At 60.2% G+C, this 21,300-nt stretch carries 19 protein-coding genes; 13 read left to right on the forward strand and 6 right to left on the reverse strand.

Annotated elements, in window-relative coordinates; genetic code table 11:
• Positions 1-20 precede the first annotated feature (20 nt).
• Positions 21-2,507, forward strand: coding sequence for a circularly permuted type 2 ATP-grasp protein (locus tag KGB28_RS20820; RefSeq protein WP_223447622.1), 2,487 nt, complete (start codon positions 21-23; stop codon positions 2,505-2,507).
• Positions 2,507-3,397 carry a transglutaminase N-terminal domain-containing protein gene (locus tag KGB28_RS20825; protein ID WP_223447624.1) on the forward strand — a complete coding sequence of 297 codons (891 nt, stop codon included), beginning with the start codon at positions 2,507-2,509 and terminating at the stop codon, positions 3,395-3,397. Before KGB28_RS20820 ends, KGB28_RS20825 begins: the two co-directional genes overlap by 1 nt.
• Before the next feature lie 213 nt (positions 3,398-3,610).
• On the opposite strand, the gene KGB28_RS20830 is transcribed toward KGB28_RS20825, so the two are convergent.
• Positions 3,611-3,790 carry a hypothetical protein gene (locus KGB28_RS20830; RefSeq protein ID WP_007973286.1) on the reverse strand — a complete coding sequence of 60 codons (180 nt, stop codon included), beginning with the start codon at positions 3,788-3,790 and terminating at the stop codon, positions 3,611-3,613.
• Between the two features lie 68 nt (positions 3,791-3,858).
• On the reverse strand, positions 3,859-4,446 hold the full coding sequence (locus KGB28_RS20835) for a TIGR00730 family Rossman fold protein (RefSeq protein ID WP_057397746.1): 588 nt from the start codon (positions 4,444-4,446) through the stop codon (positions 3,859-3,861).
• Positions 4,447-4,791: 345 nt separating this feature from the next.
• On the opposite strand from KGB28_RS20835, the gene azu reads away from it, so the two are divergent.
• Positions 4,792-5,238, forward strand: coding sequence for an azurin (gene azu / locus KGB28_RS20840; protein ID WP_223447626.1), 447 nt, complete (start codon positions 4,792-4,794; stop codon positions 5,236-5,238).
• Between the two features lie 189 nt (positions 5,239-5,427).
• On the opposite strand, the gene nadE is transcribed toward azu, so the two are convergent.
• The 3 genes from nadE to KGB28_RS20855 form a co-directional block, all read right to left on the reverse strand.
• Positions 5,428-6,255 (reverse strand): ammonia-dependent NAD(+) synthetase, encoded by an 828-nt coding sequence (gene nadE / locus KGB28_RS20845; RefSeq protein ID WP_223447628.1) that lies wholly within the window; start codon positions 6,253-6,255, stop codon positions 5,428-5,430.
• A 4-nt stretch (positions 6,256-6,259) separates the two neighbouring features.
• Positions 6,260-7,486 (reverse strand): nicotinate phosphoribosyltransferase, encoded by a 1,227-nt coding sequence (gene pncB, locus KGB28_RS20850; protein ID WP_223447630.1) that lies wholly within the window; start codon positions 7,484-7,486, stop codon positions 6,260-6,262.
• Between the two features lie 220 nt (positions 7,487-7,706).
• Positions 7,707-8,618, reverse strand: a complete 912-nt coding sequence (locus KGB28_RS20855; protein ID WP_223447632.1) for a LysR family transcriptional regulator — start codon at positions 8,616-8,618, stop codon at positions 7,707-7,709.
• A gap of 175 nt (positions 8,619-8,793) precedes the next feature.
• On the opposite strand from KGB28_RS20855, the gene KGB28_RS20860 reads away from it, so the two are divergent.
• The 10 genes from KGB28_RS20860 to KGB28_RS20905 all read left to right on the forward strand — a co-directional run bounded on the left by KGB28_RS20860 (position 8,794) and on the right by KGB28_RS20905 (position 19,967).
• A complete protein-coding gene (locus tag KGB28_RS20860) occupies positions 8,794-10,284 on the forward strand; it encodes an aldehyde dehydrogenase family protein (protein WP_223447633.1) in 1,491 nt (496 codons plus the stop codon).
• A 156-nt stretch (positions 10,285-10,440) separates the two neighbouring features.
• Positions 10,441-11,724, forward strand: a complete 1,284-nt coding sequence (locus tag KGB28_RS20865; RefSeq protein WP_223447635.1) for an NAD(P)/FAD-dependent oxidoreductase — start codon at positions 10,441-10,443, stop codon at positions 11,722-11,724.
• Positions 11,725-12,087: 363 nt separating this feature from the next.
• Entirely contained in the window at positions 12,088-13,221 is a 1,134-nt protein-coding gene (locus tag KGB28_RS20870; protein ID WP_053153757.1) for an ABC transporter substrate-binding protein, read from the forward strand.
• Positions 13,222-13,474: 253 nt separating this feature from the next.
• Positions 13,475-14,389 (forward strand): ABC transporter permease subunit, encoded by a 915-nt coding sequence (locus KGB28_RS20875; protein ID WP_008048116.1) that lies wholly within the window; start codon positions 13,475-13,477, stop codon positions 14,387-14,389.
• A 3-nt stretch (positions 14,390-14,392) separates the two neighbouring features.
• The gene (livM, locus tag KGB28_RS20880) at positions 14,393-15,676 is read left to right on the forward strand and encodes a high-affinity branched-chain amino acid ABC transporter permease LivM (RefSeq protein WP_223447637.1); all 1,284 of its coding nucleotides are present in this window, start codon (positions 14,393-14,395) and stop codon (positions 15,674-15,676) included.
• On the forward strand, positions 15,673-16,545 hold the full coding sequence (locus KGB28_RS20885; RefSeq protein WP_095945441.1) for an ABC transporter ATP-binding protein: 873 nt from the start codon (positions 15,673-15,675) through the stop codon (positions 16,543-16,545). Before livM ends, KGB28_RS20885 begins: the two co-directional genes overlap by 4 nt.
• On the forward strand, positions 16,542-17,258 hold the full coding sequence (locus KGB28_RS20890; protein WP_007979701.1) for an ABC transporter ATP-binding protein: 717 nt from the start codon (positions 16,542-16,544) through the stop codon (positions 17,256-17,258). The genes KGB28_RS20885 and KGB28_RS20890 overlap by 4 nt, the downstream gene beginning before the upstream one ends.
• A gap of 296 nt (positions 17,259-17,554) precedes the next feature.
• Entirely contained in the window at positions 17,555-17,803 is a 249-nt protein-coding gene (locus KGB28_RS20895; protein ID WP_223447639.1) for a hypothetical protein, read from the forward strand.
• A 297-nt stretch (positions 17,804-18,100) separates the two neighbouring features.
• Positions 18,101-18,862: an SDR family oxidoreductase gene (locus tag KGB28_RS20900; protein ID WP_056725413.1), complete on the forward strand. Its 762-nt coding sequence runs from the start codon at positions 18,101-18,103 to the stop codon at positions 18,860-18,862.
• 199 nt (positions 18,863-19,061) lie between these two features.
• Positions 19,062-19,967, forward strand: a complete 906-nt coding sequence (locus KGB28_RS20905) for a cation diffusion facilitator family transporter (RefSeq protein WP_095945438.1) — start codon at positions 19,062-19,064, stop codon at positions 19,965-19,967.
• 7 nt (positions 19,968-19,974) lie between these two features.
• Here KGB28_RS20905 and KGB28_RS20910 read toward each other — a convergent pair whose 3' ends face one another.
• Positions 19,975-21,114 (reverse strand): AGE family epimerase/isomerase, encoded by a 1,140-nt coding sequence (locus KGB28_RS20910; protein ID WP_223447641.1) that lies wholly within the window; start codon positions 21,112-21,114, stop codon positions 19,975-19,977.
• Between the last annotated feature and the right edge of the window lie 186 nt (positions 21,115-21,300).

The raw sequence follows: 21,300 nt of genomic DNA on the forward strand, positions 1-21,300 counted from the left end.
TGCTGTCTGCCGAGTTTTCCATGCCTGACCTGCTAGACCGCTACCCGCTGACGGCGGGCACCTATCACGAACTGCTCGACGACAGTGCTGCCGTACGCCCGCACTGGCGCCGGCTGTTCGAGCAGTTGCAACGCAGCACGCCGGCACAACTGGTGCAGCGTCAGGCCCTGCTGACCCGGCAGATTCAGGAAAACGGCGTTACCTATAACGTCTATGCCGATCCCAAGGGCGCAGACCGGCCGTGGGAGCTGGACCTGCTGCCCCATGTCATCGCGGCTGATGAGTGGCAACAGTTGTCGGCCGGCATCGCTCAGCGGGCGCGGTTGCTCAATGCCGTACTGGCTGACCTTTACGGTCCACAACGGCTGATTGCCGAAGGTCTGCTGCCCGCCGAGCTGGTGTTCGGTCACAACAACTTCCTTTGGCCCTGTCAGGGCATCAGCCCGCCTGACGCAGCCTTTCTGCATCTGTATGCCGTGGATCTGGCACGCACACCCGATGGTCGCTGGTGGGTGACGGCGGATCGCACCCAGGCGCCGTCGGGTGCCGGGTATGCGCTGGAAAACCGCACGATTGTTTCCCGGGCCTTTCCCGAGTTGTACCGCGATCTGAAAGTGCAGCACCTGGCCGGGTTCTTCCGCACCTTGCAGGAAACCCTGGCCCGTCAGGCGCCGAGTGACGGCGACGCGCCGTTGGTGGTGCTGTTGACACCGGGGCGTTTCAACGAAAGCTATTTTGAACATCTGTATCTGGCTCGCCAGCTCGGTTATCCGCTGGTGGAGGGCGGCGACCTGACGGTGCGCGACGCCACGGTTTACTTGAAAACCCTGAGTGGCCTGCGTCGGGTCCACGCGATCATGCGCCGGCTCGACGATGATTTCTGCGACCCGCTGGAACTGCGTACCGATTCGGCCCTCGGCGTACCGGGCCTGCTGGAAGCCGTGCGGCAGGGGCGGGTGCTGGTGGCCAATGCCCTCGGTAGCGGTGTGCTGGAATCGCCGGGCTTGTTGGGTTTTCTGCCGAGGATCAATCAATTCCTGTTTGGTGAAGAGCTGATCCTGCCGTCCATCGCCACCTGGTGGTGTGGCGAAGCGCCGGTTTTGGCCCAGGCCCTGGAGAAACTGCCGGAATTGCTGATCAAACCGGCGTTTCCGTCCCAGAGCTTTGCGCCGGTGTTTGGCCGTGATTTGAGTGAAAAACAGCGCAAGGAGCTCGCCGAGCGCATGCAGGCACGGCCATACGCCTATGTCGCGCAAGAACTGGCGCAATTGTCCCAGGCGCCGATCTGGCAAGCCGAAGATGGTCAACTGCAACCCCGTGCGATCGGCATGCGCGTGTATGCGGTGGCCAGTCGTGAGGGTTACCGGGTATTGCCCGGCGGCTTGACCCGGGTCGCCGCCCAAGCCGATGCCGAAGTGGTGTCGATGCAACGCGGTGGCGCCAGCAAGGACACCTGGGTGCTGGGAGAGCGTGCGCCCAGCGGCGAACAATGGAAGGCCCAGCGCAACATCGGTGTGCATGATCTGGTGCGGCGCGATCCCTACCTGCCGTCGCGGGTGGTGGAAAACCTGTTCTGGTTTGGTCGTTACTGCGAACGTTGCGACGACAGTGCCCGTTTGTTGCGCATCATGCTGGCGCGCTATGTCGACGGCGACGACCCGCAAGCCCTACAGGCCGCGGTGGATCTCGGCGAACGGCTGATGCTGCTGCCCGAGGAGGGCGAGTTGCCGGAGCGCCTGTTGGCGGCGTTGCTCGGCGATGACTGGCCGTTCAGCCTGCGTTCCAACCTGCAACGCTTGCAGTGGGCCGCTTCACAGGTGCGCGGCAAGCTCTCGCGGGAAAACTGGCAGGCGCTGGTGGAGTTGCAGCGCGAAGCCATGGAACTGGAAACCGAGGAGCCGGATTTCGGCGAGTTGCTGGATTTCCTCAACCGTCTGGTGATGTCCCTGGCGGCGTTGTCCGGCTTTGCCCTGGACGACATGACCCGGGACGAAGGCTGGCGTTTCCTGATGATTGGCCGGCGGATCGAGCGCCTGCAATTTCTCAGCGGCAGCCTGGCGGCGTTCCTGCGAGGCGCCGGGGCTTTCGACCAGGCCGGGCTGGAATGGCTGCTGGAACTGGGCAACAGCAGCATCACCTACCGTTCTCGATACCTGGCGGTGGCGCAACTGATCCCGGTGCTCGACCTGCTATTGCTCGACGAGCAGAACCCTCACGCCGTGTTGTTCCAGTTGAAACTGGTGACCCGCACCCTCAAACGCCTCAACGATGACTTTGGCGTGCCGCGTGAAGCAGCGCTGCCGCAATTGGTCGAGCGTCTGGCGCGATTCGACCTGGGCTGCCTGGAAAACCCGCTGTTCGGCGACGCCAGTGTTCGCGCTGCCATCGAGGGGCTGGCCGCGCTGCTGCAAGAGATCGCCGACGCCAGCGGGCAGGTTTCCGATCGTCTGGCGCTACGGCATTTCGCCCATGTCGACGATGTCAGCCAACGCACGGTGTCCGTCTGATGAGCGCCTACTACCAGATTTTCCACGACACCCATTATCACTACGACAGCCCGGTGTCCCTGGCCCAGCAATTGGCGCATTTGTGGCCGCGGCCTTGTGCCTGGCAGCGCTGCACCGACCGGCAATTGCAGATCAGCCCCGAGCCGACCTCGCGTCGCGATGAACTGGATGTATTCGGCAATCCGCTGACCCGGCTGGCGTTCGAGCGTCCCCACGATGAATTGCTGGTCAACGCCAGCCTGACCATTGAAGTGCTGCCCCGGCCTGCGTTGGACTTCAATCTGTCACCCGCATGGGAAGACACCCGTAGCGCGCTGACCTACAGCAGCCAACCGCTGTCGCCCGAGCTACTCGAAGCCTGCCGATACCGGTTTGAATCGCCGTATGTGCATTTGAAGAGAAACTTCGTCGAGTTTTCGGAAAGCTGTTTTCCGCCGGGTCGAGCGTTGTTGCTCGGCGTGCAGGCGCTGATGGAGAAAATCTTCAGCGAGTTCACCTTCGATGCCGAAGCAACCCAGGTGGCGACGCCGCTGGTGGAGGTGCTGGAGCGTCGGCGCGGGGTCTGCCAGGACTTTGCCCACCTGATGCTCGCCTGCGTACGTTCCAGAGGGTTGGCGGCTCGCTACATCAGCGGCTACCTGCTGACCCAGCCACCGCCGGGTCAGCCACGGCTGATCGGCGCTGATGCATCCCACGCCTGGGTCTCGGTGTTTTGCCCGGTGCTGGGGTGGGTGGATTTCGATCCGACCAACAATGTGCAACCGGCACTGGAGCACATCACCCTGGCCTGGGGCCGGGATTTTTCCGATGTGTCGCCGTTGCGGGGGGTGATTCTGGGAGGCGGTAACCATGATCCCGAAGTCCGCGTCACCGTGATGCCACTGGATTAACAACGATCAAATGTGGGAGCGGGCTTGCTCGCGAAGACGGAGTGTCAGGAACATCATTTTTAGATGTGAAACCGCTTTCGCGAGCAAGCCCGCTCCCACAGGGAATTGCGGTGCTTTGGAGTCATTCGATTGGCCTGTGAGGGTCGGCAGCAAAGCTGCCAACCCTTTACACAGATCCGGTGAGCCTGATCAGGTTATCGGGCCCGGAGGTTCTCAGGCGTCGGGCGCTGAGTCTTTCGGTGCATCAACATCGTCTTCTGCCGCCACTTCACCCTCAGGGTTCAGTGCCGCTTCTTCAGCTGTAGCTTTCTTGCGCTGAAGCTTTTCCTCTTTCTTCTGCTCCTTGGCCAAGTCTCTCTGACGTTTGGCGAAGGAATAATTAGGTTTGGCCATGGGCGATCCTCTGGGGTCGAAGGTGAGGTTGAGCGGCGCATATTCTGCCCTGTATCGGTGCCAAGCCGTTAGCTGGGTTTTTGCTCGGCCCATTTTGGCGCTATGGACGGTTGCCAGGCATCCAGAGCATCGAGCAGGGTTTGCGGCGATTCGCTCACTTGCAGCATGTCACGGTGCTGCCCGCGAACGAAGCCTTCGCCGACGATATGATCGAGAAAAGACGTCAATTTGCTGTAGAAACCGTTCACTTCCAGCAAACCCAGCGGTTTGCCGTGATAGCCGAGCTGGCCCCAGGTCCAGACTTCGAACAGTTCTTCGAGGGTGCCAAGGCCACCGGGCAGCGCGATAAAGGCATCGCTGAGCTCGGCCATCCGCGCCTTGCGCGCGTGCATACCATCGACGACTTCCAGGCGAGTCAGGCCGCTGTGGCCGATTTCCTTGTCCTTGAGGCTTTGCGGGATGATGCCGATCACTTCACCGCCGGCCGCCAGGGCCGCATCGGCGACGATGCCCATCAGGCCCACGGCGCCACCGCCATACACCAGGGTCAGCTTGCGCTCGGCCAACGCGCGGCCAAGGGCCACGGCTGCTTCGCGGTAAGCGGGGTTGGTGCCGGTGCTGGCACCACAAAATACACAAACGGATGTTAAAGACATGCCTTGCTCCATGGTCGATCAGGACCACAGAGTAAAGGCAGGCGCACGGCACTCCAAGGGCTAGACTTGTTGTTCCGGGGTTTCGTACGTACCGCTGGCGCCGCAAGCGTAGGCGGCCAGCAAACTGCACAACAGGCTGTTGATCGACATGACAGACGTTCCATTTGAAAGGGGGACGGCCTGATGATAGGCCCGGGCCAGACACTTGGCCGGTAGATAATTTGCATCGGCGTCATAGCTCGAAAGTTGTATACAATTTTTGATTCAAGTCATATGAACTTGCGAAGTTTTCAGGCAGTCTTCTGTTCATTCGCGATTTCGTTAACCCTGCCTTGGAGATTCACCATGTTTGCCAAACTTGTTGCGGTATCCCTGTTGACACTGGCCAGCAGCCAATTGATGGCTGCAGAGTGCAAAGTCACCGTCGACTCCACCGACCAGATGTCTTTCGACACGAAGGCCATTGAAATCGACAAGAGCTGCAAGACGTTTACCGTGGAACTCAAGCACTCCGGCAGCTTGCCGAAGAACGTCATGGGCCATAACTGGGTGCTGAGTAAAGAAGCCGACATGCAGCCGATCGCTACCGACGGCCTGAGCGCCGGCATCGACAAGAACTACCTGAAGGAAGGCGACGTCCGCGTGATCGCCCACACCAAGATCATCGGCGCCAAGGAAACCGACTCGGTGACCTTCGATGTGTCGAAGCTGGATGCGACTCAAAAGTACGGTTTCTTCTGCTCGTTCCCGGGCCACATCTCGATGATGAAAGGTACCGTGACCCTGAAGTAATCAGGCGCACCGCGTCATCGTTCTTCGTCGGAACGCCGCCCGGAGCAAGCCCGCTCCCACAGGGACACCACCGTACCTGTGGGAGCGGGCTTGCCCGCGAAGGGGCCAGAAGCATCGACGCATGTTTTGGCCAAAGAAAAAGCCCGCTGAAGCTCAACACTTCAGCGGGCTTTTTCATTCAATCACCAATCACGGCGCAAACGGCATTACCCGCTTGTGATGGGTCTTGTTGTAGGTATCAACAATGATCCTGAACGCCTCTTCACGCACCGGGTCGCCGTGCAGGAAGGCGTCGATCTCGGCGTAGGTCACGCCGTGGGACGCTTCGTCCGGCTTGCCCGGCGACAGGTCTTCGAGGTCGGCGGTCGGGACTTTCTCCACCAGCGACTCCGGCGCGCCGAAGCTGCGGGCGATGGCGCGGACCTGGTTTTTCACCAGGCCACTGAGTGGCGCCAGGTCGCAGGCGCCGTCACCGAACTTGGTGAAGAAACCCATCACCGCTTCCGCCGCGTGATCGGTGCCGATCACCAGGCCATGGGCTGCGCCGGCGATGGTGTACTGGGCGACCATGCGCATGCGCGCCTTGGTGTTGCCGAGCACGAAGTCCACCGACACCGCATGTTTGCCTTCGAAGGCTGCCACTTCATTGGCCAGGGATTTGACCGCCGGGCCGATGTTCACGGTGTGGCGCTCGTCCGGCTTGATGAAATCCACCGAAGCCTGGGCGTCGTGCTCATCGAACTGGGTTTCGTAGGGCAGGCGCACGGCAATGAACTTGTAGCTGTCTTCGCCCGTGCGTTGGCGCAATTCACGCATTGCACGTTGGGCCAGCAGGCCGGCGGTCAGGGAATCGACGCCGCCACTGATGCCCAGCACCAGGGTCTTGAGCCCGGAATTGACCAGGCAGTCCTGAATGAAGGTCACCCGCCGGGCGACTTCGGCCTCAAGGGCGGCTTCGTCGGCGAATGGCGGCTGGACCTTGAGCTGTTCAGCAATCTCACGCTGTACGGCTTGCATGAATTCACTCCTTGCTTGATGTACTGGAAAGGGCGGCAGGAACCTGGAAAACGTGTCGCAAGTAAGCGACGAAATTCGGGTCTTTGCAGTGCGTCTTGCCTGGCTCGTCGGAGATCTTCGCCACCGGCTGGCCGTTGCAGGCGGTCATTTTAAGCACGATGCTCATCGGTTCGACACCCGGAATATCACAGGTCAGGTTGGTGCCGATGCCGAAGCTGACATTGATCCGACCGCGCAGCGCCCGGAATATCTCCAGGGTCTTGGGCAATGTCAGGCTATCGGAGAAGGTCAGCGTCTTGCTCATCGGGTCGATGCCGAGCTTGTGATAGTGGGCGATGGCTTTTTCCGCCCACAGCACCGGATCGCCTGAATCGTGGCGCAAACCGTCGAAAAGCTTGGCGAAAAACAGATCGAAATCGCCGAGGAAGGCATCACTGGTGATGCAGTCAGTCAGGGCAATCCCCAGCAGGCCACGGTATTCGCGGACCCAGCAATCGAGTGCGGCGATCTGGCTGTCGATCAGCCGCGGGCCGAGCTGCTGGTGCGCCATGATCCATTCGTGGGCCATGGTGCCCAAGGGCTTCATGTCCAGTTCCCGGGACAGGTGCACGTTGCTGGTGCCGACGAAGCGTCCGGGGAAATCGTGCTTGAGCACATTCACCACTTCTTCCTGCACCCGATACGAGAAGCGACGGCGCGTGCCGAAATCGGCCACCTGCAATTCGGACAATTCATCACTGCTGGCGTTGGCGCTCAGCCAGTCGAACTTGCGGTAGAGCTGCTCACGGGCCTGCTCCAGCACGACTTCGCGGTAGCGATAGCGGTTGCGCACCTCGCTGACCAGGGCCAGCAGTGGCACTTCGAACAGGATCACATGCAGCCAGGGGCCACGCAGGCGGATAAACAGTTCACCGTTTTCGAGGCCGGTGTGGATGTAGCGCAGGTTGAAGCGAAACAACCCGAGAAAACGCAGGAAGTCCGGCTTCAGGAAGCTGATGCGTTCCAGAAAGCTCAACTGGTCGGCACTCAGGCTCAGTTCGGCCAAGCGCTCGATCTGGAAACGGATTTCCGCCAGGTACGGGCGCAAGTCCTCGCTGTTACGGCAACGAAACTCCCATTCGACTTCGACGTTCGGGTAGTTGTGCAGCACCGCCTGCATCATCGTCAGTTTGTAGAAGTCGGTGTCGAGCAGGTTCTGCACGATGCGATCGGCAAACACACTCTCGCTCATAACGGGAATCTCCAGCGTTGCAGCGGTATTGAACAATGGCGCTAGTGGCGCATATCAGAGGGCTGGATTGCCAGCGATTTCTTGGAGCGCAGCGGATCCCTGTGGGAGCGAGCTTGCTCGCGATAGCGGACTGACAGTCAATTGAAGCATTGAATGTGATGACGCCATCGTCGGAACGCCGCCCGGAGCAAGCTCGCTCCCACAGGGGATGTGCAAGGGCTTAATGTGGCACCGTCTCCGGGCTATCGATCTGCTCCAGCATCCACTTCACAAAGTCCCGCACCTTGGGCACTTCCGCCGAATGCTCCGGGTACGCAAGGTAATAGGCGTCGGTGCTGGGCATTGCATGCTGCCAGGGAATGACCAGTTTGCCGTCCGCCAGTTCCTCTTCCACCAGAAAGCGCGGCAACAACGCCACGCCGCAACCGACCTGGGCGGCGCGGATGCACATATAAAAGGTTTCGAAGCGCGGGCCGTGGTAGCTGTGCTCGGTGTGGTAGCCCTGATGGTCGAACCAGTCATGCCAGGCCTGGGGGCGGGAAGCGTTTTGCAGCAGGACCAGGTCAGTCAGTTGCGTCGGATCGGTGAACGGTGTGTCCGGCAGGCTACCCGGGGCGCACACGGGCACCAGCTCTTCGCCGAACAGCTTCAGGCATTCGGAGCCGGGCCGTGAGCCCTGGCCGAAATAGAACGCCAGGTCGCTGCGCCCTTGCTGCAGATCGTCGGCTTCCTGCTCGCTGCACAGGTCCAGGTGAATCGACGGATGACGCAGGCGCCAGCCTTTCAGGCGAGGCACTAGCCAGCGTGCGCCGAAGGTCGGCGGTGTCGAGACGCGTAGTACTTCAGTCTCGCCGCCGTAGGAACGCAGGTAATGGGTCGACATCTCGACCTGCGTGAGGATTTTTCGCACTTCAACCAGGTACAGGTCGCCGGCCGGCGTCATCTGCAGGCGGCGGCGCACCCGGCGAAACAGCAGGTGTTGCAGCAGCTCTTCGAGTTGCGCAACCTGTTTGCTCACGGCGCTCTGGGTCAGGTTCAACTCTTCGGCGGCCCGGGTGAAGCTCAAATGCCGGGTGACGGCCTCGAAGCACTGCAACGCAGCGATCGATGGCAAGTAGCGTTTATTCAGCATGGGCGGTCCTTGGTTCTTGTCTCTTTATTGCCAGCAATGCACAGCATGAATAAACGGAATGATATCTCTCTTAATGGTCGTTTGTTGAGTAACCTCCGGGCAGCTAAAACTACAGGTCTGATCAGCCGTGAATTTCCGGCTGCACGTGTTCTGTCTTTTGCTTGAGGAGTGACCCATGGTTGCCGCATTGCTTGATCGTCTAGGTGTGAACCCGGCCCTGTACCAGAACGGCAAAGTGCCGGTGCATTCGCCGATCGATGGCAGCAGGATCGCCGCCGTGAACTGGGAAGGCGCTGCTGAAGTCGAGCAGCACATCAGTCGCGCAGATCATGCGTTCGAACTGTGGCGCAAGGTTCCGGCGCCGCGCCGTGGGGAGCTGGTGCGGCAACTGGGTGACATCCTGCGGGAATACAAGGCCGACCTCGGCGAGCTGGTGTCCTGGGAAGCCGGCAAGATCACCCAGGAAGGCCTGGGTGAAGTTCAGGAAATGATCGACATCTGCGACTTCGCCGTCGGTCTGTCGCGCCAGCTGTACGGTTTGACCATCGCCTCCGAGCGTCCTGGCCATCACATGCGTGAAACCTGGCACCCGCTGGGCGTTGTCGGGGTGATCAGTGCGTTCAACTTCCCGGTCGCGGTCTGGGCCTGGAACGCCACGCTGGCGCTGGTCTGCGGCAACCCGGTGATCTGGAAGCCATCGGAAAAAACCCCGCTGACCGCACTGGCTTGCCAGGCGCTGTTCGATCGTGTGCTGAAGAACTTCAGCGATGCGCCACCGCACCTGAGCCAGGTGATCATTGGCGGTCGAGATGCTGGCGAAGCCTTGGTCGATGATCCGCGTGTCGCGCTGGTCAGCGCCACCGGCAGCACCCGCATGGGCCGTGAAGTGGCGCCGAAAATCGCCGCACGTTTCGCCCGCAGCATTCTGGAACTGGGCGGCAACAACGCAATGATCCTCGGCCCAAGCGCCGACCTGGACATGGCTGTTCGCGCCATTCTGTTCAGCGCCGTCGGCACCGCCGGTCAGCGCTGCACCACCCTGCGTCGCCTGATCGCCCATGAGTCTGTCAAAGAAGAAATCGTCACCCGTCTGAAAGCTGCGTACTCGAAAGTACGTATCGGCCATCCGCTGGAAGGCAACCTGATCGGCCCGCTGATCGACAAACAAAGCTTCGACAACATGCAGGACGCGCTCGAGCAGGCACTGAGCGAAGGCGGCCGGGTATTCGGCGGCAAGCGTCAGCTGGAAGACAAGTTCCCGAATGCCTATTACGTATCGCCGGCCATCGTCGAAATGCCGGAGCAGAGCGATGTGGTCTGCCACGAAACCTTCGCCCCGATCCTGTACGTGGTCGGTTACAGCGACTTCCAGGAAGCCCTGCGCCTGAATAACGCCGTGCCACAAGGCCTGTCCTCGTGCATCTTCACCACCGATGTGCGTGAAGCCGAGCAGTTCATGTCGGCGGTGGGCAGCGACTGCGGCATTGCCAACGTCAACATCGGCCCGAGCGGCGCGGAAATCGGTGGCGCGTTTGGTGGCGAGAAAGAAACCGGCGGCGGTCGCGAGTCCGGCTCCGATGCGTGGCGCGGCTACATGCGCCGCCAGACCAACACCGTGAACTATTCGCTGGAGTTGCCGTTGGCGCAGGGTATTACGTTTGACTGAGTCTTGAGTCAAACAAGATCCCCTGTGGGAGCGGGCTTGCTCGCGAATGCAATCTGTCAGCCGACATTAATGGTGACTGACATACCGCTTTCGCGAGCAAGCCCGCTCCCACACTGATTTGTGTGGGTGGTTAGGTTTCATTTTCGGAGTCTGGCAATGCCGTTACGCGAAGAGTGTCTGTGGGAAAAACTGACGCCGCAGAGGCCGGACAATTCGGCCCTCAAGGGTGAGGTCTCGGTGGATGTCTGCGTCATCGGCGCCGGGTTTACCGGTTTGTCGGCGGCGGTGCATCTGCTGGAGCAAGGCAAGACCGTTTGTGTGCTGGAGGCTCACCGCGCCGGCCATGGTGGTTCGGGGCGCAACGTCGGACTGATCAACGCCGGGATGTGGATTCCCCCGGACGAGATCGAAGCCGGGTTTGGCGAGGCGGTCGGCAGCCAGCTCAACCGCATGCTGGGGGCGGCGCCATCGCTGGTGTTCAGCCTTGTGGACAAGTACAACATCGATTGCCAGTTGCGCCGCGAAGGCACGCTGCACATGGCGCACAACGCCCGTGGCGAAGCCGATCTGCGCAGTCGTGAAGAACAATGGAAACGTCGCGGTGCGCCGGTAGAGCTGCTCACCGGGCAAGCTTGTGAACAAGCCACCGGCACAAAAAAAATCGCCGCCGCGCTGCTCGATCGCCGCGCTGGCACGCTCAACCCGATGGCCTATACCACGGGGTTGGCCAAAGCGGCCATCGGCCTGGGTGGTCAATTATTCGATCACTCCCCGGTCACCCGACTCGAACGTCAGGGGCAGCGCTGGTCAGTACAGACTGCCCAGGGCTCGGTCATGGCCGAGAAGGTGGTGATTGCCTCCAATGCCTACACCGAAGGCGACTGGACGGAGCTGCGGCGCAATTTCTTCCCGGGTTATTACTATCAGGTGGCCTCGGTGCCGCTGACCGAAGAAGCCGCCCGGCAAATTCTGCCCGGTGGCCAGGGTTCCTGGGACACCCGGCAGGTGCTCAGCAGTATCCGTCGCGACAAAGACGGTCGCCTGCTGCTTGGCAGCCTGGGTAATGGCAATCAGAAACCGGCCTGGTTCCTCAAGGCCTGGGCCGACCGGGTGCAGCAGCACTATTTTCCGTACCTGAAACCGGTGGAATGGGAGTGCACCTGGACCGGTTGCATCGCCTTTACTCCCGATCATTTGATGCGTCTGTTCGAGCCCGCGCCCGGTTTAGTGGCAGTCACCGGTTACAACGGTCGGGGCGTGACCACGGGAACAGTGGTCGGCAAAGCCTTTGCCGATTACCTGTGTAACGGAAATCCTCAAGCGCTACCGATTCCTTTCGCGCCCATGCAGCCATTGGCCGGGGTGGGGTTGCGCAGCTGTCTGTATGAGGCGGGATTCTCGCTGTATCACGCAGGCCAGTGCCTGCGGATCGTGATCTGAAGGTTGATTTTTGCAGTGGGAAGCGGCGCTTTTTCGATCTGCAGCTAGCCTGTAGTGGTGCGGGTTGTAGCAGTCCCGCACCAGCAGTGTGCACTTCGGTGACGCACGTTGTTACAGGCTGGTTGCACGTCGTTTAAAGCTGCGGTTGCAATGATGGCGCAGGCGGGTTGCGCCTCAAAAAAATAATGGTTTTACCTTCCGCGGTTTAGACGGTTGCACGCCCAATGAAAATGGGACCGAAACAGTCGAAATAACAAGAAAGCAGCGACTTTTTTCAGAATAAAAAACCGATGGCACGGCCCTTGCTCTGAGCATTCAGTGAAGTCGCAGTGCCAATTAAAAAAAACCATGGAGCACCACCTCATGTCCCAGACGTTTTACAAGAAAGGCTTTCTGGCCCTCGCAGTGGCAACTGCGCTGGGTGTTTCTGCGTTTGCTCAGGCTGACATCAAGATCGGCGTAGCGGGACCAATGACGGGCGCCAACGCGGCATTTGGCGAGCAGTACATGAAGGGTGCACAGGCAGCGGCCGATGCGGTCAACGCGGCGGGCGGGGTTAACGGGGAAAAAATCGTACTGGTCAAGGGCGATGACGCCTGCGAACCGAAACAGGCTGTGACGGTCGCCAAAGACCTGACCAACCAGAAAGTCGCCGGCGTGGTCGGTCACTTCTGCTCCTCGTCGACCATCCCGGCCTCCGAGATCTACGACGAAGCAGGCATCATCGCCATCACTCCAGGCTCCACCAACCCGGCTGTGACCGAGCGTGGCCTGAGCGCCATGTTCCGTATGTGCGGGCGTGACGACCAGCAAGGCATCGTGGCCGGCGACTACATCGTCGACGTGCTCAAGGGCAAGAAAGTTGTCGTGCTGCACGACAAGGACACCTACGGCCAGGGCCTGGCGGATGCCACCAAGGCTCAACTGGTCAAGCGCGGCGTAACGCCTGTGCTGTATGAAGGCCTGACCCGTGGCGAGAAAGACTTCAGCACCATCGTCACCAAGATCCGCGGCGCCGGCGCTGACGTCGTCTACTTCGGTGGCCTGCACCCGGAAGCCGGTCCTCTGGTGCGTCAACTGCGTGAACAAGGCCTGAAAGACGTCAAGTTCATGTCCGACGACGGCATCGTGACCGACGAACTGGTGACCACCGCTGGCGGTCCGCAATTCGTTGACGGCGTGCTGATGACCTTCGGTGCCGACCCACGCATGCTGCCAGACAGCAAGACCGTGGTAGACGCCTTCCGCAAGGCCGGTACCGAGCCTGAAGGCTACACCCTGTACGCCTACGCTTCGGTCCAGACCCTGGCAGCAGCCTTCAACGGCGCCAAGTCCAACAAGGGCGAAGAAGCGGCGGCATGGCTGAAGAAGAACCCGGTCAAGACCGTCATGGGCGAGAAGACCTGGGACAGCAAGGGCGACCTGAAAATCTCCGACTACGTGGTTTACCAGTGGGACAAGGATGGCAAGTACCACCAGCTGGAAAAACAGAAGTAAGGGCTGACTCAATCGGGTGAACCCCACGAGTCCCCTGTGGGAGCGAGCTTGCTCCGGGCGGCGTTCCGACGATGACGGACTGGCAGACGACAACTTTGTTGAATGTTCAACCGCTATCGCAGGCAAGCCAGCTCCCACAGGGGCCGTGGTGGCCTGCCTGATCGTGTCTGACATTGCTCCGACGTATATCTGTATTTTCCTTAGAGGAACCGCACAGCCACATGTGCAGGTTCTCATTGCGTGAGATTGCGTTATGGATGGTATTTTCCTGCAGCAACTGGTCAACGGCCTGACCCTCGGGTCGGTCTATGGCCTGATCGCCATCGGCTACACAATGGTCTATGGCATCATCGGCATGATCAACTTCGCCCACGGCGAGGTTTACATGATTTCCGCTTACCTCGCGGCAATCAGTCTGGCTCTGCTGGCGTACTTCGGTATCGAATCCTTCCCGCTGCTGATGCTTGGCACACTGATCTTCACCATCGTCGTCACGGCGGTGTATGGCTGGGTCATCGAGCGCGTCGCCTACAAGCCCCTGCGCAACTCCACCCGACTCGCACCGTTGATCAGTGCGATCGGTATCTCCCTGATCCTGCAAAACTACGCACAGATCTCCCAGGGCGCGAAGCAACAAGGTGTTCCGACTTTGCTCTCGGGTGCCTGGCGCGTTGATATCGGTACCGGTTTCGTTCAGTTGACCTACACCAAGGTCTTCATTCTGGTCGCCGCGTTTGTCGGGATGGCCGCGCTGACCTACATCATCAAATACACCAAGCTCGGCCGCATGTGCCGTGCAACCCAGCAAGACCGCAAGATGGCTTCGATCCTGGGGATCAACACCGATCGGGTGATTTCCTACGTATTCATCATCGGTGCTGCGATGGCGGCCCTGGCCGGTGTGCTGATCACCATGAACTACGGCACATTCGACTTCTATGCCGGCTTCATCATCGGGATCAAGGCGTTCACCGCCGCGGTACTTGGCGGGATTGGCTCACTGCCCGGCGCGATGCTCGGCGGGATCATTCTCGGGATTTCCGAGTCGCTGTTTTCCGGTCTGGTGAACTCGGACTACAAAGACGTTTTCAGCTTCTCGTTGCTGGTCCTCGTTCTGGTCTTTCGGCCTCAAGGCCTGCTCGGCCGTCCTCTTGTGTCGAAGGTGTAAGCGATGTCTTCAACCACTAAAAAAACCATTGATATCAAAAAAAGTCTGGTTGACGCGATTCTTGCCGGACTCATTGCCCTGATCGTGTTCGGGCCAATCGTCGGCGTCGTTCTCGATGGCTATGGCTTCAACCTGGAAACCACTCGTGTGGCGTGGATTGTCGCTATCGTCATGGCCGGTCGTTTTGCCCTGAGCATGTTCCTGCAAACCCCCAAGGGCCTGAGAATCCTCGAAGGTTTTGAAACCACCGGTTCCGGGGTGCATGTACTGGCACCCGATTACAAATCGCGGTTGCGCTGGATCATCCCGCTGATGATCGTCATCGCCGTGGTGTTCCCGTTTTTCTCCAACTCCTACCTGCTGGGCGTGGTCATCCTCGGGCTGATCTACGTGCTGCTGGGGCTGGGTCTGAACATCGTGGTCGGCCTGGCCGGCCTGCTCGACCTCGGTTACGTGGCGTTCTACGCCATCGGTGCCTACGGCCTGGCGCTCGGTTATCAATATCTTGGGCTGGGCTTCTGGACGGTGTTGCCGCTGGCGGCGATCACCGCCGGCCTGGCCGGTTGCATCCTCGGCTTCCCGGTGTTGCGCCTGCATGGCGACTATCTGGCGATCGTGACCCTGGGTTTCGGTGAAATCATCCGTCTGATCCTCAACAACTGGTTGTCGCTGACTGGCGGCCCGAACGGCATGGCAGCGCCGTTGCCAACCTTCTTCGGCATCGAGTTCGGAAAAAGGGCGAAAGAGGGCGGAGTGCCGTTCCATGAGTTCTTCGGCATCGCCTACAACCCTGACGTGAAGTACTACTTCATCTACGTCGTGTTGTTCCTGGTGGTCCTGGCCGTGCTGCACATCAAGCATCGCCTGACCCGCATGCCGGTCGGCCGCGCCTGGGAAGCCCTGCGCGAAGACGAAATCGCCTGCCGCTCCATGGGCCTGAACCACGTACTGGTCAAGCTCTCGGCGTTCACCATCGGTGCCTCGACGGCCGGTCTGGCCGGGGTGTTTTTCGCCACCTACCAGGGCTTCGTCAACCCGACCTCGTTCACCTTCTTCGAATCGGCGCTGATCCTCGCCATCGTGGTACTGGGGGGCATGGGTTCGACCATAGGCGTCGTAATTGCAGCCTTCGTGCTGACCGTCGCCCCGGAACTGCTGCGTGGCTTCGCCGAATACCGCGTGCTGCTGTTCGGCATCCTGATGGTGTTGATGATGATCTGGCGACCGCGCGGCCTGATTCGGATCAGCCGTACCGGTGTGACCCCGCGTAAAGGAGTAGCGCCATGAGCGAAGTCGTACTCAGTGTAGAAAAGCTGATGATGCACTTCGGCGGCATCAAGGCGTTGAGCGATGTCAGCCTGAAGGTGCACCGCAACTCGATCTTCGCCTTGATCGGACCTAACGGCGCCGGCAAGACCACGGTGTTCAACTGCCTGACCGGGTTCTACAAAGCCTCCGGCGGCAAGATCGAACTCAACATCCGTGGGCAACAGACCAACGTCATCAAGTTGCTGGGTGAGTCGTTCAAGCCAACGGACTTCGTTTCGCCGAAATCCTTCGCCAGTCGGCTGTTCTACAAGGCATTCGGCGGCACCCACCTGGTGAACCGGGCAGGCCTGGCGCGGACCTTCCAGAACATTCGTTTGTTCAAGGAAATGTCCGTGCTGGAAAACCTGCTGGTGGCCCAGCACATGTGGGTCAACCGCAGCATGCTCGCCGGCATCCTCAATACCAAGGGCTACCGCAAGGCCGAAAGCGATGCGCTGGACCACGCGTTCTACTGGCTGGAAGTGGTGGATCTGGTGGACTGCGCCAACCGCCTGGCCGGTGAACTGTCCTACGGCCAACAGCGCCGCCTGGAAATCGCCCGCGCCATGTGCACCCGTCCGCAGATCATCTGCCTCGACGAACCGGCCGCCGGCCTCAACCCTCAGGAAACCGAAGCGCTGAGCGCGATGATCCGGCTGCTGCGCGACGAGCACGATCTGACCGTGGTGCTGATCGAACACGACATGGGCATGGTTATGAGTATCTCCGACCACATCGTGGTGCTGGACCACGGCATCGTCATTGCCGAGGGTGGTCCCGACGACATCCGCAACGACCCGAAAGTGATTGCTGCGTACCTGGGCGCCGAAGAAGAGGAGGTGGTATGAGTAAACCCATCCTCGAACTCAAGGATCTGGACGTGTTTTACGGCCCGATCCAGGCCCTTAAAGGTGTCTCGCTGCACATCAACGAAGGGGAAACCGTCAGCCTGATCGGCTCCAACGGTGCCGGCAAGTCGACCCTGCTGATGTCGATCTTCGGCCAGCCAAGGGCGGCGGACGGGCAGATCCTTTATCAGGGCGTGGACATTACCCACAAGTCGTCCCACTACATCGCCTCCAACGGCATCGCGCAATCGCCGGAAGGGCGGCGGGTGTTCCCCGACATGACCGTCGAGGAGAACCTGCTGATGGGCACCATCCCTATCGGTGACAAGTACGCCAAGGAGGACATGCAGCGCATGTTCGAGCTGTTCCCGCGGCTCGAAGAGCGGCGTACCCAACGGGCGATGACCATGTCCGGCGGCGAGCAGCAAATGCTCGCCATCGCCCGGGCCCTGATGAGCCGGCCCAAGTTGTTGCTGCTCGATGAACCGAGCCTGGGCCTGGCGCCGATCGTGGTGAAGCAGATCTTTGCCACTCTGCGTGAACTGGCCAAGACCGGCATGACCATCTTCCTGGTGGAGCAGAACGCCAACCACGCCCTGCGGTTGTCGGACCGGGCGTATGTGATGGTCAACGGTGAAATCCGCATGACCGGCACCGGCAAGGAGTTGTTGGTCAACGAGGATGTGCGTAACGCCTATCTCGGCGGGCACTGAGTCTGCTTTGTTATGCACAAGCCCCGGCGCGCAATCGCCGGGGCTTTTTTACATCTCCAATCCACCGCAAATCCCCTGTGGGAGCGGGCTTGCTCGCGAATGCGGTCATTCATCCGGCAATGATGTGACTGACACGCCGTCTTCGCGAGCAAGCCCGCTCCCACAGGGGGGCTCGATGCACTTTAAAGAAATTGTGGAAAACAATATTCCCAAGCTCGCAAAGCGCGACATAAAGCCGCTGCAAATAGTTGTTTTGTCACGGTTTTGACTTGTCCCCGTTTGCTGTGGAACCGGCTGTGAATAACGTGGGAGTAGCTGGCTGGAGGCCTTTTAAACCGTGGCTTGCAGAGGTGTGGTTGTTTTTTGATCAGGTGTTTTTGCGCAGCTTGCAGGTCGCTTTGTCAACCTTTTTGTTCGGGGCGCAAGTGCGTGAAATCGGCGTGGACAAGCCTGTGGATAAGTCTGTGACTAAACTCTGGAAAGACTCGGCTGAAGGCCGTGGTTACTGGCTTGGCGCCATCGTCGGTTTGACCCGTCAGTCATGAAAATGGCCAAGGGCTACACGGCAGGCGGTTGAGGGTCAAGCAAAAAAGTTTCAAAACCCCGCGCAAAGCCTTGTGGATAGCGGCTTGCAGCTTTTCCACTTGCCCCCAGAGACTGTGGACCGGCCTGTGGATAACGTGCGCGCACATGGCTGTAGGCCACGCTGGTCAAGGGCTTGCCGGAGTTGAGCGTTTTTTGAACAGTTTGAACGGTGGTTGCCGCTGTGAACAAGGCCGGGCATGCTGCCTGCTGATTTTCTATTCCAATGGCTGGCGATCAGCCGAAGCAAGGAGAACACGATGTCCAACACCCTGTTTATTACCGGCGCGACCTCCGGTTTTGGTGAAGCCTGTGCCCGTCGTTTTGCCGAGGCCGGCTGGAAACTGGTGCTGACTGGCCGTCGTGAAGAGCGCCTCAATGCACTGTGCGCCGAGCTGTCGAAGCAGACCGAAGTCCATGGCCTGGTGCTCGATGTGCGTGATCGCAAGGCCATGGAGGAGGCGATTGCCAATCTGCCGCCATCCTTTGCCAAACTGCGCGGGTTGATCAACAACGCCGGGCTGGCCCTGGGGGTTGATCCGGCGCCCAAGTGCGACCTGGACGACTGGGACACCATGGTCGATACCAACGTCAAGGGCCTGATGTACAGCACCCGTCTGCTGTTGCCGCGCCTGATCGCCCACGGTCGTGGTGCCGGTATCGTCAACCTGGGGTCCATCGCCGGCAACTACCCGTACCCGGGCAGCCACGTGTATGGCGCGACCAAGGCGTTCGTCAAACAGTTCTCCGTGAACCTGCGCTGCGACCTGCAAGGCACGGGCGTACGGGTCAGCAACATCGAGCCGGGCCTGTGCGAGAGCGAGTTCTCGCTGGTGCGTTTTGCCGGTGACCAGGAGCGCTACAACGCTACTTACGCCGGCGCCGAGCCGATTCAGCCGCAGGACATCGCCGAGACCATCTTCTGGGTGCTCAATGCGCCGGCGCATATCAATATCAACAGCCTGGAGCTGATGCCGGTCAGCCAGACCTGGGCTGGTTTTGCTATCGAGCGTAAGTCTTAAGACCGCGTAACGGCCATTCGCGGGCAAGCCCGCTCCCACAGAATTTTGTGTCGTCCACACAACTTGTGTGCACCTTGACCCACTGTGGGAGCGGGCTTGCTCGCGAAGGGGTCGGAACTGGCAGTGCAAGACATCAGCTAGACTCCTCACCCAATAACTCCGCCACACCCGGCGGTCTAGAGGTTTTAGAGGAGATCAAGTGAGTAATCGAGGCGAGCAGTCGCTGCTCAAACAATCGACCTTCCTGATGCTCGCCGTGACATTCGCCGGGATCATCACCGGATTTGTTTCGGGCGCCCAATCCATCCTGTTCGATGGCTTCTTTTCGTTGATCGCGGCCTTCATCAAGGTCCTGATGCTGATCACCGCCAGGCTGATCGCCAAGGAAAGCAACCAGCGCTTCCAGTTCGGCTCCTGGCACCTGGAGCCCATGGTGCTGGTGATCGAAGGCTGTTTCATATTCCTGGTGGCCGTTTATGCGTTTCTCAACGGCGTGTTCGGCATCATCAATGGAGGTCGCGAGGTCGAACTCGGTCTGGTGATCCTCTACGCGGCGGTGTTCACCGTCGTTGAGCTCATTTACTTCTTCTACGTCCGCCATCGCAATCGCACACTCAAATCATCGCTGATCCAGTTCGACAACATCAGTTGGCTGGTGGACGCGATGCTGTCGGCGGGACTGCTGGTGAGTTTCCTCATCGCACTGCTGCTCAAGACTCAGGGTTACGACAAGTGGGCGGTGTATGTCGACCCGATGATCCTGATCCTGCTGGCCTTGGGCATGCTGCCCCCGGCGTTCAAAATCCTCGGCCCGGCACTGCGCGATGTATTGGGGATCGTTCCGGATCAATTGGACGACAAGGTGCGTCAGGTGATGGAGGTGGCGAAGGTCGAGCATGGTTTCGACGATTACATTTCCTACGTGCAGAAACACGGCAGGGCCTGTTTTATCGAGATTCACATCGTATTGCCGAAGGATTACTGGCTGGACGGTGTGGGGCAACTGGACAGTTTGCGCGAGGAGATTTCCGCGAAGCTCGGTAAGCCGGATGCAGCGCGATGGCTGACCATCAGCTTTACCGGGGATCGCAAGTGGACTGAGTGATTGGATTTCACTTTGTGGCGAGATATTCCGCCAACCCGCGATAACAGGTTGCCAGGTGATAGGGCGTGGTCGACGGCATGTCGCGGCGGCTGACTTCACCGTGCTCGTCACGGCACTCAAACCAACCTCCCTCGTGTAGCGAGCGTTGCTGCAACGCCTGCAATTGGCGCAGCACGACGGCCTCGCTGTCCCGGCGCAGCGTCAATGCGCGCAGGTACTCGGCCTGGGCCCAGATACGCTGCGTGGCGTCCCGGACGCCGTGATCCGCTGCGAAGTCGAGCATTGCCCGCACGGCGCCAGTCTGCTGATCGACACCCACTTGCTCGGTAAAGGCGAAGGCCCGCTCCAGATCGGCATGCAGCGTCGAATTACGCAACAGCGCCGAGGACTCCAGCAGGAAATACCACTCGAACTGGTGCCCCGGTTCAAACCAGTTATCCACAGACCCCAACGGTTTTTCCATCAACACGCCGTGCTGCGGATCGATGAAGCGCGCGTGCATGGCTGTGCATAACTCGACGAGCGCCTGTTGCACGTCGAGGTTTTCACGCACCGACAGGGTGGCGAGGAATGCTTCGGCCAGGTGCATCAGTGGATTTTGCAAAGGGCCGCTGTCCAGCGACGACCAGTCGCGGTCGAGCGTGGCTTCGTACAGACCGTCGTCCGTGGCGAAACGCTGCGCAATCACTTCCAGCGAGGCATTGAGCACCGACTCCACCAGTGGCTCGCGGACCTTGTCCCAGTAATGGGCGCAGGCGAACAGGATGAAGGCGTGGGTGTAGAGGTCCTTGCGCTGATCCAGCGGCGCACCTTGCGCATCGACACAGTAGAACCAGCCACCGTGCTCGGCATCGTGGAAGTGCCGCTGCAACGAGCGGAACAACGCGGCGGCACGCTCTTCGGCGCCCGGCACCTGACCGATCAGGCTGGCAAACAGATACAACTGCCGCGCACAGGCCATGGCCCGGTAGCGTTGCGGTGGCAGCGGTTGGTGTTCGGCATCCAGCGCCTCGTAGGGCAACGCCATGTCGGCGTTCCAGCCCGGACCTTGCCAAAGCGGCACGATGACGTTCAGGAAGTGCTGTTGCACCGAGGCAAACAGGGCGGTCAGTTCAGGCTGGGAGGCGGAGCGGGAAACAGGCGGCATTGGCTGGCGTCGTCACGGCAGGGGCGATTGCGCGACATGTTAGCAGAGAGGTCGGCCTGAGCGATGCGGTGTCTGTCAGGTCGCCTTCGCGAGCAAGCCCGCTCCCACACTGGATTTGCTGTGAACACAATACTTGTGAACAACAAAGATCAAATGTGGGAGCGGGCTTGCTCGCGAAGAGGCCGT

The organism is Pseudomonas sp. BF-R-19 (genome assembly GCF_019956445.1).
In the GTDB taxonomy this organism is placed as follows: Bacteria; Pseudomonadota; Gammaproteobacteria; order Pseudomonadales; family Pseudomonadaceae; genus Aquipseudomonas; species Aquipseudomonas fluorescens_BH.